This is a genomic window from Edaphobacter modestus (assembly GCF_004217555.1).
GTDB lineage: Bacteria > Acidobacteriota > Terriglobia > Terriglobales > Acidobacteriaceae > Edaphobacter > Edaphobacter modestus.
Genome location: NZ_SHKW01000001.1, coordinates 192,061 through 209,083, shown reverse-complemented (window position 1 = coordinate 209,083; position 17,023 = coordinate 192,061). Strand labels below are relative to the sequence as shown.

The 17,023-nt window shown below is 54.7% G+C and carries 7 protein-coding genes and 1 pseudogene; all 8 read right to left on the bottom strand.

Annotation, left to right across the window (positions count from 1 at the left end; genetic code table 11):
- Window positions 1-11: 11 nt before the first annotated feature.
- On the bottom strand, window positions 12-1,736 hold the full coding sequence (locus tag BDD14_RS00890; protein WP_130417174.1) for a tetratricopeptide repeat protein: 1,725 nt from the start codon (window positions 1,734-1,736) through the stop codon (window positions 12-14).
- Window positions 1,733-3,436 (bottom strand): CRTAC1 family protein, encoded by a 1,704-nt coding sequence (locus tag BDD14_RS00885; protein ID WP_242617643.1) that lies wholly within the window; start codon window positions 3,434-3,436, stop codon window positions 1,733-1,735. The genes BDD14_RS00890 and BDD14_RS00885 overlap by 4 nt, the downstream gene beginning before the upstream one ends.
- Before the next feature lie 95 nt (window positions 3,437-3,531).
- Window positions 3,532-4,734 carry a tetratricopeptide repeat protein gene (locus BDD14_RS00880; protein WP_165419846.1) on the bottom strand — a complete coding sequence of 401 codons (1,203 nt, stop codon included), beginning with the start codon at window positions 4,732-4,734 and terminating at the stop codon, window positions 3,532-3,534.
- Window positions 4,735-4,841: 107 nt separating this feature from the next.
- Window positions 4,842-8,129 carry a TonB-dependent receptor gene (locus tag BDD14_RS00875; RefSeq protein ID WP_165419845.1) on the bottom strand — a complete coding sequence of 1,096 codons (3,288 nt, stop codon included), beginning with the start codon at window positions 8,127-8,129 and terminating at the stop codon, window positions 4,842-4,844.
- A gap of 612 nt (window positions 8,130-8,741) precedes the next feature.
- Window positions 8,742-9,774, bottom strand: a pseudogene (locus BDD14_RS00870) (IS110 family RNA-guided transposase).
- A 216-nt stretch (window positions 9,775-9,990) separates the two neighbouring features.
- Window positions 9,991-11,277 carry a group II intron reverse transcriptase/maturase gene (gene ltrA / locus BDD14_RS00865; protein WP_130417170.1) on the bottom strand — a complete coding sequence of 429 codons (1,287 nt, stop codon included), beginning with the start codon at window positions 11,275-11,277 and terminating at the stop codon, window positions 9,991-9,993.
- A 908-nt stretch (window positions 11,278-12,185) separates the two neighbouring features.
- Window positions 12,186-13,190, bottom strand: a complete 1,005-nt coding sequence (locus BDD14_RS00855) for a transposase (protein ID WP_242617642.1) — start codon at window positions 13,188-13,190, stop codon at window positions 12,186-12,188.
- 370 nt (window positions 13,191-13,560) lie between these two features.
- A complete protein-coding gene (locus tag BDD14_RS00850) occupies window positions 13,561-16,935 on the bottom strand; it encodes a TonB-dependent receptor (protein WP_130417169.1) in 3,375 nt (1,124 codons plus the stop codon).
- Window positions 16,936-17,023 lie beyond the last annotated feature (88 nt).

Below are 17,023 nucleotides of genomic sequence, written 5' to 3'. Positions count from 1 at the left end.
TCTCGTATGGTTCATGGCGCGCTCGCATCGCTATCAACCGCTGAGCCGCCCTCGAGCAACGTCGATGAACGGACAGATGTAGCCTCTGTCTTCTTCTGCAGACTGAAAGCCGCTTCGTGTTGCTGCTTCAGGAGACGTAATTTCTCGCTCCATTCCAGAGCTTGCTGCTGGTCGCCCATCTGTTGATACGTCCGGGCCAGCAGATACAATGCAGAATCCTTATCGGGATTTAGTTCCACTGCGAGCCGCAACTCCCGCACAGCGTCCTCTCTTCTGCCTGCACTTGCATACAGCTTTCCGACCAAAGCATGACTGTTGGCATTATTCTCTTCAAGCGAGCTCGCCCGTTGGCCATAGCGCAGCGCGTGATCGATCTGGTTCGCACGTCCATATGCGAGAGCGGCGTCCTGGGCATAAAGAACCCGTCTTGGGTCGAGCTCCGATGCCTTGCCATACGCCTCAGCTGCCTGGGCATACTGCCCTTGCTGGAAAAAACAGAAGCCGAGGACATTGTGCGCGACGGCAAGTGAGGGATCCTTAGCGATTGCCTTCTTTAGTTGCGCCGCCGCCTCAGGCCCCTGATGAGTTGCAGCGAGCGCTACACCGGACAGCATATCGACCTGAGCCTGGTCCTCTCCAGATGCTTTGATCGTTATGAGGACAGCGCGCGCTTCTTCCGCTTGGTCTGTCACCAGTAGAATGCGTACGAGGGCGAGAGCATAGATGGCGTTGTCTAGGTCTAATCGATGTGCCGATCGAAGGAACTGCACTGCGTTCGCCGGTCCTTGCGGCGTCGCAGCCGCGATCAGGCCAAGATGATACAACGGTCTTGCATCCTTTGTGTCCTGTTGCGCGGCGAGCGTAAATGTCTCTAGTGCCCTTTGCGTCTCTTTATTGCCCGCGTATGCCAGGGCGAGCAGGTATGTCATCTCCTCATTGTTCGAAAACGTTCCATCGCTAGCCAAGGCGATGGCATCGGAGTTCGAACCTGCACCGATGTACGCTCGGCACAGTAGAGAGACAATCGCATTCGACTTAGGGTCACGCTCATGTGCCTTCTGGAGAAGGCTCACCGCACTCTGAAAGCTGCCCGCTTCAAGCAGTGCTGTTGCCGCATTCTGCTGGACAGCCATCGCTGTTGAAGCGGCGGCGAGTTGATCCACAAGAGCCGGCACGTCGTCATCATGTTTGAGCTTGAGCTCATCCACCAGCAGATGAAACGCCACGCCTGCGTCCTGCGGATCGATCGAACGAGCAGCGACCAACTGCTCCTTTGCTCCAGCGAAGTCGTTCTTGCTCTCCAGAAGAATCGCCATGTTATATCGTGGCTGCACAGTATTTGGTTGGGCCGCTATCACTATCCTCAACTGTTCAAGAGCCTCATTAATCTTTTGCAAGCGAATCAAGCTGAGAGCAAGATTGTAATGCGCCGAGAGAAGTTCTCCATCCAAGCGTAATGCCGAACGCAAATCTGCAACCGCGTCGGCATAATGCTGCATCTGATTTTCGCAAATTCCTCTCCACGTCAGTGCCTCAGCTGATCGCGAGTCCGCCCTTATTGCCGCATCGAACTTTATCTTGGCCCGCGCGGCGTCTCCATTCCGGAGGAGTTGTATTCCTTCAGCGAGCCGAGTCCGAGCAACGCTCGCCTCTTGAGCGCGAAGGTCTCGTTGTATTCCAGGAGCCCCTAGAACAAAGACAAGTAATAAAGTTCCAGCGCTACGAATGATTGTCATGGTTCCCGTCGCAAGGTAACAGTTTTGCCGCCCTCTTCAATCCGAAGAAACTGATTGGCTTCAATCTTCCGCAGGCGATCTATCGTCCCGCTCGGCCAGAAGATCTCGATCAGGTCGATAATCGTCTGATCCCGCAGACCAAAGTGGAGACGCAGGTCGCTCTGTGAGAGGTAGCTTCCTCCGCTGCGTACCTCTTCTATCTGCGTCAGAGTTCCTGCGACACATCGAACACGCGCTCCGATCGCACTTCGATTGGACTTAGTTCCTACAAGCTTGAGGTTGATCCAGTGGTAGTTATTCTCTGGCTGGAACCGAAGCAGCGAAGGCTTCGTCCCCTGGTTATTGATCAATACATCGACGCAGCCATCGTTATTGAAGTCACCAAATGCACATCCTCGGCCTGTCGACGGCTTGGTCAGCGCCTCACCCGCCAGCGAAGAGACATCTTCGAAACGTCCTCCACCGAGATTGCGGTAAAGCACCCTTGGTTCCCGGTAGCTGGTGTCTGCATGGATGCGATCCAACTCTGGATAAACATGGCCGTTGGTGTACAGAATATCCGCCAGTCCATCGTTATCCGGATCGAAGAAGCCGCACCCCCAACCAACGAAATGCGTTTGGCGATTCAATCCTGCGGCCTCATCCAGATCGCTGAAGAGCGCCTTCCCATTGTTGTGATAAAGGTTGGGAACCTCGTCTGAAAAATTTGTTTTAAGAATGGAGAAGGCACCGCTGTTGTCGTAGTCGGCGGCAGCGACACCCATGCCAGCCTCTTCCATCCCCTCCGCGCTATACGCGACTCCTCGCAGCGTTCCCTCTTCGCGGAACGTGCCATCGTGATTGTTCATGAACAACTGACTCGGTGTTGAGTCACTTGCAATATAGATGTCAGGCCAGCCATCGTTATCGAAGTCGGCTACGAGGATGCCCATTCCAAACAAATCGCCCTTCATTCCAATTCCTGACTTCAATGACACGTCGGTGAAAGTGCCGTCGCGGTTATTGTGATAGAGAGTGCTTTTCTCTGTCTTTAAACCACGTGGGCCGCACATCACGGCCAGTCCTCGATAATTGCAGTAAGGATTACTGCCTGGATCTTTCGCGTCCTTCAAAGAAAAATCGACATAGTGCGTTACCACAAGGTCAAGCCAGCCGTCGCGGTCGTAGTCCACGAAGGCACACCCCGTACTCCAACGCGTCGGGGCTCCGGCGATCCCGGCTTTGTGAGCGACTTCGGTAAAGGTACCGTCGCCGTTGTTGCGGTAGAGCACGTTCTCGCCCCAGTACGTCACGAAGAGATCGTCGAAGCCGTCGTTATCGAAATCTCCAATGCAAATCCCTTGCCCCCAGCCGCTCCTCATCAGCCCTGCCTTTGCAGTCACGTCCGTAAAGGTACCATCGCGGTTATTGTGGAAGAGCTTATTTTGCGGAGGGATTCCGGAGAGGGAGCCCCCAAGCGCAGAGCTATTGACGAGAAAAATATCTAGCCAGCCGTCGTGGTCATAGTCGAAAAATGCAGCACCTGCGCCGGTCGTCTCCAGGATGTACTTCTTCTCTTTATCTCCGCCTGAAATCTGTACAAAATCCAGCCCAGCCTGTGCTGCGATGTCATGGACCGTATACCCAAGGGCCTTCTTTTCATGCTGCAAAACAAACGAGGAAAGCGCATGGATCTGGGGAGAAATCAGAGCGCTCGCCAAACCACCTCCAACTCTCTTCAGCAAGGTGCGGCGACTGATCGGTCGTGCCGGTAACTTCATATGATCGATTAAGCTCCAGCAGGAACACGCATCAGTCATTCATTGGGACTCGTCGCCGCACCCGACGGCGCCGTCTCTGCGCTGCCAGTCAGCAACGCATTCAGTTTCTTCTGGAACTGGTCCGCACCATTCTGCTGCAGCTTTTTAAAGGTGGCCATTTCTACCGTCGCTTCTTGTAACTTTCCTTGCTCACGAAGTGTCAGCATCATCACATAATGGGCCTGTGCATTTTCAGGATGCTGGGCGATGAGGGTGCGAAGCTGCGCCTGTGCAGCGTCGATCTGATGTTGGGCCACTAGCGTCTGGGCCAACCCTACCTGAGCTTCTGGAAGGCCGGCTTCCAGCCTCATCGCGCGTGTATAGTCCGCCGTCGCCTCTACCAGCTTGCCTTGGTGACGGTCGATCTCTCCCATGGCCAGCGCAGACATCGCACTTTGGGGATCGAGCGCAAGCTCGGCGCGAAACTCCTCCATGGCTTTCTCGTCGGCATCGGGTTCTCCGCTCCTCAATATAAGTTGACCGATGCGATAGTGCATTTGTGGCAGCTTCGGATTCTCTCCCAAGGCCGCTTTGTACTGCCGGATCGCCTGAGCCAAATTCCCCTGCGCCTCGTTCACCTCGCCTGCAAGCTGGTGAACACGATACGACTCAGGATGCGAGGTAATCAGTTCGTTCGCCGTCGCGCTCCACATGCGGGTGAACAGCTCAGCAGACTCATACAGCACGTCCGGATCGCCGGGATAGTCCTTTTTCATCTGAACGGCCGTCCTGAGCGCGGTCACCGAATCCTTATCCTTCAACGAGCATTGCAAGAGAGTCATTCCCGTCAGCCGTTGCAGCTTGCCCACCGGCTCACTCGCAAAGTATTTCGTCAGCACGGGAAGGGCCTTGTCGCACTCCCTCATGTCTGCCTGGCTTAAACCCAGGAAAAGCTCTGCCCTCACAGCGGATGGATTGATCTTCAGCGCTTGGGAGAGTGCATCAGCAGCTTCAGCCACATATCCTGAGCCATAGAGCAATATTCCCAGACCGGTCCATGCATCGCCGTTCTTAGGGTCTGCTGTAACCATGGCACGATACTCCCGTATCGCACCCGGATTGTCTTGCGCGCGCAACGCCTGTTCGATCCTTGCAGGAGCACCGTCAGCTAGATTGGTCGAGGTCGATTGCTGCGCTTCAAGCGGTGTACACAGAACTGTTACGCCCAGAGACAGCAGCAACAGTGATGCGCTTCGCATCTTCCGACCTCCTGATGTGGATAGAATTACCTGGGATGAGAATAACTTTCTCATCCCAAGCCAACATTTCACATCATCTTGAGGACCACACGCAAGCCACATACCCGCTAGAAGAGGTACTTCAAAGCGAACTGTGCGATTCGTCCGTCCTTTGCCGAAAGGCTCTGCCCGAAGGTGCCATTACCGACCGTATTGTCCGGGTTGGCGAAGTTCGGGTGGTTGAACAGATTGAACAACTCGCTCCGGAACTGTGCTTTGCCATGTTCGTGGATGTTGAACTCCTTGAAGAGCGAGAAGTCCACGTTTACCAGGCTTGGGCCATACAAGCTGTTGCGGCTTGTATTTCCGAAGGTGCCGGCTGCCGCATTGGTAAACGCCGCAGCGTTGACATACGTGGTAGCGCCATGGTTCGCTGGAACGATGCTCTGCCCAGGAACCCTGTCCGCGGTCGTACCTCCAACGCCAGCCGCAGCAGAATCAACACCGGACCGAATCGAGTAAGGAGCACCCGTCTGTGCTGTGATGATGCCCTGATTCTGCCACCCATTCACTACGCCGGAGAGGAAACCGTTCACGTTCTTTGCCCGAGGCAGCTGATAGATATATGACGCCGTAAAACGGTGCCGAACGTCGTTGTCCGAGGGGCCATAATCCAGAGCAAAATTCTCAGGATTACGCGGTCCGTTTCCTCCCTCAGCCGTGTACGACACTATATCTAGATACTTGGCGTATACATAGGAAGCGAGCACGCTGAAGCCCTGATCGAACCGATGGTTGAGCGAGACTTGAACCGAGTTGAAGCTGGACCATCCCGTTGGCTCAAGCATCTCCGTCGCGCCATAGCAGGGACCGCTTGTGGAACTACCTGCAGCGACCGGGCACTGCACACCACTCAGCCGACGTCGTCTCGATAGCACAGCGTCGCTGTTGTTGTAGGCGATGGCGCTGACATTCCCAGCCGAAGCAGGTGGTGTCTGGACGAAACTCGAGATGGGCGCATAGTTGTACTCTCGCGAGATGAACAAATGCGTTCCCTTGTTTCCGATATAAGAGACAGTGAGGGTATAGTTTTTAGCGATCTGTTGATCGATCGTCAAGTTGTACTGCTGCGTATAGCCCTCATTGAAGTGCGGAGAGAAGACTGTTTCAGCGGAAGAGATAGGCCAGATGAAGGCCGCACGCTGCGCCGCAGTGCGTGGAATCACAAACGGGAACGGATTCGCGCGTCCGCTGTTGGTAAAGATGTTGTTTCCACTCAAGCTCGGCGCCAGGACCGTCGGTCCAGTCACAGTTGAGTTGGAGTCAAAGGGCTGTGCCGTGGAGAAGCGGTTCCACGCAATCAGACGAGCCTGATCATAGAAGACGCCGTAGCCAGCACGGATGGAGGTCCTTCCGTTCTTGAATGGATCAACGTTCACACCGATACGCGGAGCGATGTTCTTATAACGATTCGGAATACCCGCACGTGGGCAGTTCCTATCTCCGGACCCCAGAGACTCGCTGCCAACCGGAGGACCAGGAAAGAGCAAGCCGGCAGGAGCGTTGGGATAGAAGGTGGATTTCGACGCAAGGGCGGGATCGAAGCAGATCTGATCGTTCAGGTTATCAACAGGAGGCAGGAATGGCTCCCAACGGATACCCGCATCGATCGTTACGGACGAGGTCACCTTATAGTTGTCCTGCGCGAAGGCATCGAGGCCGTTATGCCGCAGACGGCTTTGCACCTCGGTCTGCTGGTTGAAGTTATTGGGCAAGCCGAGCAGCAGATCGACGAGAGCATTGCCGGAATACTGCCCGTTGAAACTGAAGTTCGGGTCAGTCTCATAGTCTTCCGTGCGGTTCGAAGCCTCGCGACGATAGTCGCCACCAAACGTCAGCGTATGCCTTCCCTTGATGATGCTGATACTGTCGCTGTACTGCCAGGTCTGGCGATTCTGCACGAAGGCTCCGTCGCCGCCTGCGCTGATCGACCCGTTAACCGAAACGAACAGGTCTCCAAGAACTCCCGGAGCTGATCCACTCGCCGGACCGCCGAACTCTGTCCAACCCACCGACGCGGTGGGCCCACGGTGATGAGCTACGCGGGTAAATCCGAAAACTGCCGTGTTGATCAAATTAGAGTTGAACGTGTGATTCCAATCGAGCGCAGCGTTCTGGTTGCGGAAGTACTTGAGGTGAGGACGTCCCGGCAGGTTGCCCGAACCTAGGCCGGTGGAGGTGTCCTGATTATAGAAATACCGGCCAAACACGATGTCGTGTGCGCTGAAGGTCCGGTCAATGCGCCCGAGATACTGATCCTCATTGAGATCATCCTGGTTATTGGCAACCGGGCCGATGAAGGTGTAGCCGCCTGAGGCATTATTCGGCAGAGGCATCAGTGCCTTGATCATGCTCAGAGCTGTGGGATCGATTCGATTGGCAGGAACGATGCCACCGGGGAAAGGCTGACGAGTCAGGGGGTCAACAGCGCCGCTAAGACCAGAGACGTTAGCCACACCACCATTCAGGTCAGGCCGTTGCGTCTGCGAGAGTACCTGTCCAATGGTCTGCGTCTCGTCTTTGCGCTGCCGCGTTCCCTGGTAGTAGCCGAAGAAGAACATCTTGTCCTTCTGGATCGGACCACCAAGGAAGCCACCAAACTGATTCAACTTAAAGGAAGGCTTACGCGATCCCGGGGTGTCGAAGTAGTTGTGTGAGTCCAAAACCGTATTGCGGAAGAACTCGAAAACACCGCCGTGTACAGCGTTTGAACCGGATCGGCTGACAGTATTTACCAGACCGCCGGAGTTGCGACCATATTGCGCCGTAAAGTTGCTGGTCTGGATGTCGAATTCCTGCAATGCATCGGGCGCAGGAAACACCGGAGCAGTCGAGAGGAAGTTGTCCGTCATGTCCACGCCGTCGAGCAGATAATAGTTCGAGCCCGGACGGTTACCGTTAACCACGACCCCCTCATGCTGGCCCTGTCCGTGAGAGACGCCGTTGTTGTCATATGAGACGCCCGGCATGATGTACTGCAGCTGCAGGGTATCGCGCCCATTCAGGGGAAGATCATTTACCCGTTGCTGATCAACGACGTGGCTAACTGTCGCATCGACCAGATTGACCCCCTGCGGCGTCGAAGAGACCTCGACCGTCTGCGTCAGAGAGCCGATCGTCATCGGCGCTCGTACCGTAACATTCTGGTCTACTTCAAGAATGAGACCATGCTGCACGTAGGTCTGGAAACTATCTGCCGCAACTTTGACAGAGTAACGCCCGACGGCTACTGACGGAAACGTGAAGTTTCCACTCTCATCTGAAGTGGCAGTATGAACTTCGTTTGTATTGTCGTTAGAAAGCGTCACCGTAGCTCCCGAAATCGGGGAGCCGCTGGGGTCAACTACTGAACCCACAATCCTTCCTGTAGGAGCGGCAAGACATCTCGATGGCGACAACATCACAACAGCCATCACAAAGACGATGACACTAAGAGAACACCGAACTCGTTGAATCATACTGACCTTCGCAAAAGTTACTTATAGAAATCGTTTTTCTCTTTGAACGTCGCGACAGAAATACGACGTCATGCGAATGCATTTACAACTTGCTCTTAATAGTTGACAGAAATCGTTTACCGCGAACCGAGAGAACGCTACCAACCTTTGATAATGTTGTCAATCGAATGGTTGATTGAGATGTTGATCGAAAGGTGGACTCTCGCAAATGATTTCCAAATAAGGCATCGGTCGGATCTTTCTTTTCGAGTAAAGAATCGCGTGAACTGCGTGGCAGACGCAGAAGAGCTACCTTGCAGACGATGAGTCTTGCAATCCGGAGCGAGGGTGATCGTCGCTTTCGCCGACTCGCCTGTGCTTTACTTCCTTGAAAGTCTGGCGGTCTCAACCGGTCGATGCAACACTGGCTTGAAGTTTACTCGCCGGGGTTTCAAAGCCCAAGGTCTTTCGGGGGCGTTGATTTAGGTGCAGACCTCGGTGGGAGAACTTGATCTTGATAGCTACGCTTAGCTAGGCCGCGACTGGCTCTTGAACTGCCCGATAGTCCTGGCCGCTTGACAGCACGGCCCAAGCGATCCTTGCCAGTTTGTTTGCCGTGGCGGCGATGAGCACGTTGCGTGGCGCTCTGGCTTCAAGAGCGGTCATCCACTCGCCCATGGCGACGCGGTCTCGCTTCGATCGCAATACGACTGCGCGGGCTCCATGGATGAAGAATCTTGCGCAGGTAGTTGTTACCGCGCTTGCTGATACCGAAGAGGCGGGCCTTACCACCGGTCGAGTGCTGTCGTGGCACCAGCCCAAGCCAGGAAGAAAACTCACGCCCCTTATGGAAGGCTGCGCCGTTACCGATCGCGGCTACGATCGCGGTTGCGACCAGCGGGCCAACGCCGGGGATCTGCCTGAGCCGCGTGCATGCCGCATCACTTGAGGCAATCAGCTCTACTTCCTGGTTCAGATCGACCACCCGCTGTTCAAGATCCTTCCACTCGTTCCAAAGTTGAGCCAGCAGGTTCCGCATACGCGGAGTGAGATCTTCCTCGGCGTTCTCGAGGATCTCGGGCATGCGTTCGCGCAGCCTGGCCGGGCTCTTTGCAAATACCAGACCCCGCTCCAGCAGGAAGGCCCGCAGCTGGTTGATGACTGAGGTTCTTCGCGCGATCAAACGATCGCGCACACGATGCAATGCCTGCAGATCCAGCTGGTCGTCCGTCTTGATCGGAACAAATCGCATGTTCTCCCGATCCACAGCCTCAGCAATGGCTTCCGCATCCAGGAAGTCGTTCTTGTTCGACTTCACGAATGGCTTCACGAACTGGGCCGGGATCAGCTTCACATCGTGGCCTTGTTCTCGTAAAGTACGGCCCAGGAAGTGCGCCCCGGAACAGGCCTCCATCCCGATCAAAGAGGTCTGCATGTTCGCGGTGAAGGTGATCAACTGCTTCTGGGTAAACTTCTTCTTCAGCAGCACCTTGCAGTTATCGCCAAGAGCCACCAGGTGAAAGGTCGTCTTGCCAAGGTCAATGCCTACGGAACGAATCTCCATGTCGATGATCCTCCTTCAATCTGCCTATAAGATCCTCATCGCCAGGTTGAGGTTTAAGCGGTAGAGTCGAGATGTGACGCGGTGGTTTAGGTTCGGCCTATCTGTATCCGGCCCTTTCGTCTGCCGGTGCCTCATTATCCAGACCGTGCTCCGTTTTCACATCCCGCTCATCGAACCGGACAGGCGGATCTCCCGCATCCGGCTCTCGGAGAAGACTCACGCTTTCGCCCACGGAAAGTTGCGTGTCCGTCTGTCCAGACGAACAAGACCCAAGGCTCCATAGAGATGTGTGTCCGGGAACATCCCGTTTGCACGTCCTGAGAGCTTATGTTTCGTTCGCAACCACAGACGCAGCCTCATCGCCGCGTAACCGTCTACAGCGCGATAGGCCGTACTGACGGGTCCAAGACAAAAGTAGTTCGCCCATCCGCACATTGTGCGGTTGAGCTTCGTCACTATTGTTAATGGATCCAACGAGGTTGTACTCCGTCCGGTCATTTCGCGTATTTCCCCACGGATGCGTCGCACCCGTTTTCGCGCTGGAACGGTGCCAAGATAGGCTCGTCCAGTTTTGGGGCTGTAGCATTGACCGAACGTGTATCCAAGAAAATCAAACTTCTCTTCCGGCACAGAGCAGACCCGCGTCTTCGAGTCGTTCACCGTCAACTTCAGCTTCGACATCATCTTCTGCATCGTGTCTAGAGCTTGTTTCGCTCCAGTCCGACAGCAGATGACAAGATCATCGGCGTAGTTCACGATGTACGCTTCCCAACGTGCCTCGTACCCGAGTTCCTTCCACCCGAGTACAAATCGGCGCATATACAGATTGCTGAGCAGTGGGCTGATCGGAGCTCCTTGTGGAGTACCCCGACCTTCGTCCCGATTGCGCACGCTCCGACGTTGATTTCCATGCTCATCGGTTTCCTCAACCGGAGCTTCCAGCCACATCTTGATCAGATGCAGCATCGCTCCGTCGACGACCCTTCGAGCCACCGATCTCATAAGCTCGGCGTGTGGAACACTATCGAAGTAGCTGCTGAGATCCGCATCTACAATCTTCCTATGGCCAGTGTTGATCAGCTTATGGACATGTCGCACTGCGTCCAACGCGCTGCGGTCTGCCCGATAGGCATACTGCTCAGGCTGCAAGTCGGCTTCGAATATAGGTTCGAGCACCGACATTGCCGCCGTCTGCACAACCCGATCTCGGATTGTGGGTATACCTAACGGCCTCTGCTTCCCATCCGGCTTGGGTATGTATACCCGCCGCACAGGTTGCGGTTGATAGGTTCGACTTTTCAGTTCCTGCGCCAGTTCGTCCAACCACCGCTCCACACCGTACTGCTCGATGTCCTCGAATGTCTGATTGTCCATTCCCGCTGCTCCGCGATTGGCTTTGCAACGTTGGTAGGCATACACCAGAACATCCGTGCGGTACACCTTGTCGTACAGCGCGTAGAAACGAAAGTCGGGCGATTCCTTCGCTTTTGCGTGTAACGCCATCTGCAACTTCTGAACGCTTGTTAGGATTGTTAGGCTCATCACCAATCCCGTTGTCCTTTGTCGCTTATTACGTTCGCCTTCAACTGAGGCCCCTTCCCTCCACCGGCATTACCCGGCTTCATCGGTACTACAAGCCTCTCCGCCACCCCAAACGGCCCGGCCTGTCTCTCGCGAGCTGCCAGTTGATCCAACCGCAATCACCGCTGGGGCTTCCCGTGTTGCCTTCAGTCCCCTTTGCTTACATGCCGTCGCCACTACCCCGGCAGGTTGATGGAAGCTGTTCGCTCATACTCTTCCCCCTCATCGGCCTTCCCCAAGTCCGCGGCGGGTCGGCTCCTGCATCATGAATTTCGAGGCTTGCTCAGCGTTCACTCACGTTACGGCCTGCACGCTTGCAGAGTCGCCTTTACGACCCTCTTCCACCGGAGGCTTCAGCAGTTTTGTTACCTCCACCGCTGCTCCGATTGCTACCGGGCGGAACGAACCAGTTCCCGGGTGGGACTTGCACCCACTGTGGACTAAACGCCTTTCACGGCGCACGCGGACCATCTCAGTAACCAGTTTTGAGGGCACTACAGAAACTACTTGTCCGGATAGCCGACATCCATGTAGTCATCTGTCAAGTGAAGGCGCGGGTGTCCCGGGCGCGCTCGGGAGAGCGTGCAAATCAACAGTTTCAGGATGTTCTACGCGCAACAGGTGCCTCTCGGCATCGGTTCCTGCGCTCGGCAGAACCAGACATCCATTTGCAGTCTCGGGCTCCGAAGAGCCGTCACAGAGGATTGAGTTTGTGTTCTCTGCCAGTCCCGAAACAATTCGTAGAGAGCCTCGGGAGTGTGATCTCCTCGGCAACATGCAGGACCTGGCAGGTTGCGCATTTTGTTCATGCTGTTTATTTCGGCAGTATTTTATGCTGCCGTAGTCCTGCGTTCTTCAGCAGGCACGAAGTCTCTCTGTTGCCGATCCACGGCAAGCAAATACGCGACCATCTTTCGCGCTACGGCAAGTGTCGCCCGATTGCTATTTCCTTTTTGTCTTTCCTGGTCATAAATCACAGCCATTTCGTGGTTCTGTCTCGGTGCCAACTTGGCGGCTTCTACCAGCGCACGCTGGATATGTTTATTGCGCTGCTTCGAGAGCGGCATACGCATCGCCTTGTCGGCCAAGCTCCGTTCATCTCCGCAGAGGCCGCAGTAGCTGATGGCCTGCTTGATCGAGCGGAAGCGTGAGACATCCCCGATTTCCAGAGCCACGTCAGTGCAGTGATCGGACCCACGCCAGGAACCGTTCGGAGTCGTTTGATCCGGTCGGCCAACACCGGATCGAGCTGGAGAGAGTTGACCAGGGCGTACTCGGTCCTTTGACAGCGCTCGATCGTCTCCCGGCTGAGCTTCAACAGCGGCCGTATGCTCGGAGGAACCTCCTTGCTCGCGGAGAGCAATTCCCGGAAGTAACTCACCTTGTGCAGCCGTTGCTTGTTTATATTCCACGCCCGTCTCCATCAGCGGTCCTGAGACACGGTTCTTCATCTGCACCATCTGCCTCGCCAGCAGATGCCGATACCTCAGCGTGCGCCTTCGATCCCGTATCGCTGCAGGCATCATGTGGCACTCCGGGAGGAAGTCGCATCTCAGGCAGTCGGCGAGCTTGCTGGCATCGATCTGGTCGTTCTTCTTCTTGGCTGCAGCAATCGCGCGCAGCATCAATGGATGTGCCACCTTGATCCAGCCGCTGAAAATCGTCGCCTCCATCGCAACGGTCCACGGCTGGGGCAAAGTCTTCATCCAACAATCCAGCTCGCGTCGGGTTGACCCGATCTTGCCTTCCTGCTGTATCCGGCCACTCACGTCCTTCACGCAGTAGCTGATCGTCTTCTTGTGAACGTCCAATCCGATATAGTTCATAGTCGTCATGGAGGAGCCTCCGTGGTTGTTCTCTGAATCGGCGTCGCCGCCGAGTTCAGCCTATGCAACACCACGTGCTCCTCGATGACTAACATTCAAACAATACGGACATGTGAGTTAATCTCGCGATAGAGTTCCTGTCGATTTGTGGATAGTGGGGCGTTCTCCGTTACTGACTATGCGTCTTCAACTGACTCATGGATACGGAGAAGTACAGCAGTGATGGTCAATGAGGTTACAAAGTCGGTCTGTAGAAAGCACAGTCTTCGTCGGAGATTTTGCACTCGCCGATTTTCGGCGGATTCCAAGGAAAGTCGTTGCGAAAAAAAGACGGTGTGGGATGTGAGCTCACATCCCACACCTTGGACGACGACACGGATCAAAAGTGCAGCCGTGCTCCTAGCTGTACTTGCCGTGGGGAGTAGATATTATTGTTGTTCGAGTTGCTGACAGAACCGAAAGCTGCTCCCGTGTACTGGGTCAGCGTGCTATAGGTTGAGCCCCCTGAGGTTGCTGTACCGAAGGCATATGCGGTCGTGTTGGTGGTTGTTACGTTCTGATGGTTCGGGAGGTTGAAAGCTTCCGCAAAGAACTCAAGATCATACCTCTCACGGACGACCAATCTCTTCGAAACACGGGCATCGAGGACGACCGTCGCAGGCAGACTAAAGGCATTGCGTGCAAAGCCCGGAATCCGTGTGGACCCTCCGGCTCCGTTATAACCCGAGGTTACGCCGGTGATATAACCAGTTACGCTCGACGACGTGGCGAGGTTCTGCGGATTGCCGTTCATGACCGGCGAATAGGGCACGCCGTTTTGTGCCGAAAGGCTTGGTGAAAACTGATAGTCATTCAGCAGAAAGCTCTTCCATCCCCTTACATGCCACGGCGAATATATCAGGGCTGTCAATACGAAGCGATTGGGTACGTTCTGCATTGAGTTTCCATACTCCGCCCGGATGTTCCGAGGATCAAGAAGGCTATTGGTGCTTGTGAAAGTTGTGTTGTTTTCTCCGTAGTCAAGCGCGTGTGACCAGGTGTAGCTTGCCTGAAGCTGCACTCCATGGCGGAGTTGGCGCTTCAGCTGTGCAACCAATGCCTCGTAATTGGACGTTACACCACTAAAGATAGCGGTCTTGGCGGCGTACCGGGGATCAGGACGGTTGAAGTCGACCACTGTCGGTGGCGCAGGAGCTCCCGCCACGGGAGATTTAACCGGATATCCGTAGAAGGGTACGGAGATTTGCGATCCATTCCGCAATAGGCCTGTGGAGTCATTGTTGACAACGGTGTAGGTGACATTGACTGGGTTCGGCAGATTCGTATCTACGAAAGTGGGCAGTGAACGCCCGTACGAGCCAAGCCAGCTCAGAGTGAATACGGTGTTGGCACCGAGATCCTGTTCAATGCTCAGATCAGCCTGATGGATCTGCGGTAGCTGGAAGTGTGGATCGAAGAAGATCACGTTCGGGGTAACGGCTGACGTGAGTGAACCTGAAATCACCTGCGGGAAGACGGGTGCCCCGGGGTTACCAGGCACCAGATTCGGACTCTGAACCTGGCCACCTGAAGCACCGGTTTGAGCGATGGCATTGTAGATCGTGGAATTGATAAGCCGCGCATTGAAGATGCCATATCCACCCCTTACGACCGTCTTACCTGTACCAAAGACGTCGTAGGCAAAACCTACCCGCGGAGCAATGTTGTTCTTGTCGCTGGGCATGCTTTGAGTCTGAGGCACGAGGGGATTCGGCAACTGCGCCTTGGGTGTCTGTTCATACTCGTAGCGCAGGCCGAGCATCAGGCTGAGCCGTGGGTTGACCTTCCACTCATCCTGTATGAACCCGGCATAATCACTCGTCTGGAACTCAAATCCAAGCGGACCGAACCCCTGTTGGTAGCTGGTGTAGTGCGCCGCCTGAGAAACCGTTGCAGGATTCTGCGAGAGATAGAAGTCCGAGAGGTAGGTCGCAACCGATGTATAGGAATACGCACCAAACACGCTGCTAAGGTTTTCACTTAGATCATTTGTGTGAATGTAATCGCCACCAAACTTCAAGGTGTGGTTTCCATGAATCCAAAGAACCGTATCGCTCAACTGCCAACGGCGCTCGTCCGGATAAGCCGGGCGGTTGTAAAAAGTAGGCGTACCAAACTGAAATGCGCTCGTGATGGAAACATTCGGAGGAAAGCCAAGCGGGTTGGCATAGCCAGCTGCGGTCTTCATCAGAGTGTTCGTTTCATACGTGGTCGGAGATTCCGCCCCTGCGAATTCGAAGTCGCGGCTGTATTGGTAACGAACTTCGTTGCTGATCTGTGAAGTGATATAGGTATCGAGTCTTGCTACGCCCCAGGTATCTCGCGCATAGACATTTCCAATACTCTGTGTGCCGTAGCTCGCGGTTACGTTCGTCTGCTGACCTGATGGAGAGATAAAGCGAAGGCGATTCACTTCGGCGCTGAGATGATTGCGATTATTGATCTGCCAATCGATCTTCGGGAAAAATAACGTCTGGTCAGTGTAGCGTTTGGCCTGGCCGAGCAGAGAGTTCAGTCCTGCCTGGCCGGCGATGTAGTTCGTAACTCCTGCAGAGTAAGTAGCAAGTCCGAGATTCGTCTTCAACGTGCATGCGCCGCTGTCAGCATAGAAGTTGGGATCATAGTTGGTGGAAGAGGTGACACTGCTGATGGGATTCGATCCTCCCGGACAGGTCGTCGACCCAGGTAATGATGCCGAAGGGGTGGCGTAAAAGGTAGATGGCGAACTTGGAACGGTAATAATTGGGAAATCGCGATAGAAGCGGTCAAGCGCGAAGAAGAAAAACAACTTGTCACGAAGAATTGGTCCGCCAACTGCAAAACCCATCTGTTTACGGATATCAGTCGGTTTAATATGTACCGCCGTAAACGGACCGCCCGGCGTAAGCTGCACATTTTGCGTGGTGAAATTGTTATAAGCCGCCAGAGCCGAATCGCGATCGAGAAAGTACCCCTCGCCATGAAACTGGTTGCTGCCACTTTTGGTCACGGCATTCACTACACCACCCGCCGCGCGTCCATACTCAGTCGAGTAATTTGATGTATTGATTTGAAATTCCTGGATCACAGACTTCGGCGTCGAGTATCCGATATTGGTACGGCCGCGCTCCTCTGAAAAGAAGGCCTGATTATCATCAGCGCCGTCGATCGTAATGTTGTTCAAAAGCGTGCTTTGTCCTCGAAAGCTGAGCAGTCCAAAGCCGCCCGACTCGACGACTCCGGGTGCTTGCAGTGCATAGGCTGACCAGCGGTAATTGTTTACCGGCAGATCCTCGAGCACTCGAAGTCCAATGGTGTTCGAGAAATCGTTATTCGTCGTATTGATCACCGGGGCTTCGCCACTGACATCTACTGTCTCTGTGGAGGCACCTAGCGCAAGGACAGATTGCACCGTCGTGAGTGAGCCGACAGTGACCTCTACCTTCTCTGCTTTGAATACCTGAAATCCATTAGCCGAAATATTGACTGTATATAACCCTGATTGAAGATGGATGACACGATAACCTCCTGCTGCATCAGAAGTGATCGTCTGTTCGGCATTTGTGCCATTGTTATGGATCACGATCACTGCGTTCGATACGACAGCGCCGGTCTTGTCCCGCACGGTACCGCCGATCGCTCCATCCACAGCAGTTTGTGCGGGCATCTGCTCATGAGCGCTTACAAAAAACATAAGCATCAATACGATGAATCTCACTAATTTGCCGAATGGCATGTACTCTCCTGGTGTAAAGTGCTGCAATGTGTGCGTCGACGCTGCGCTTTGATGAGCCCTGAATAGGCGCAAAAAGCCTTCTCGCGAC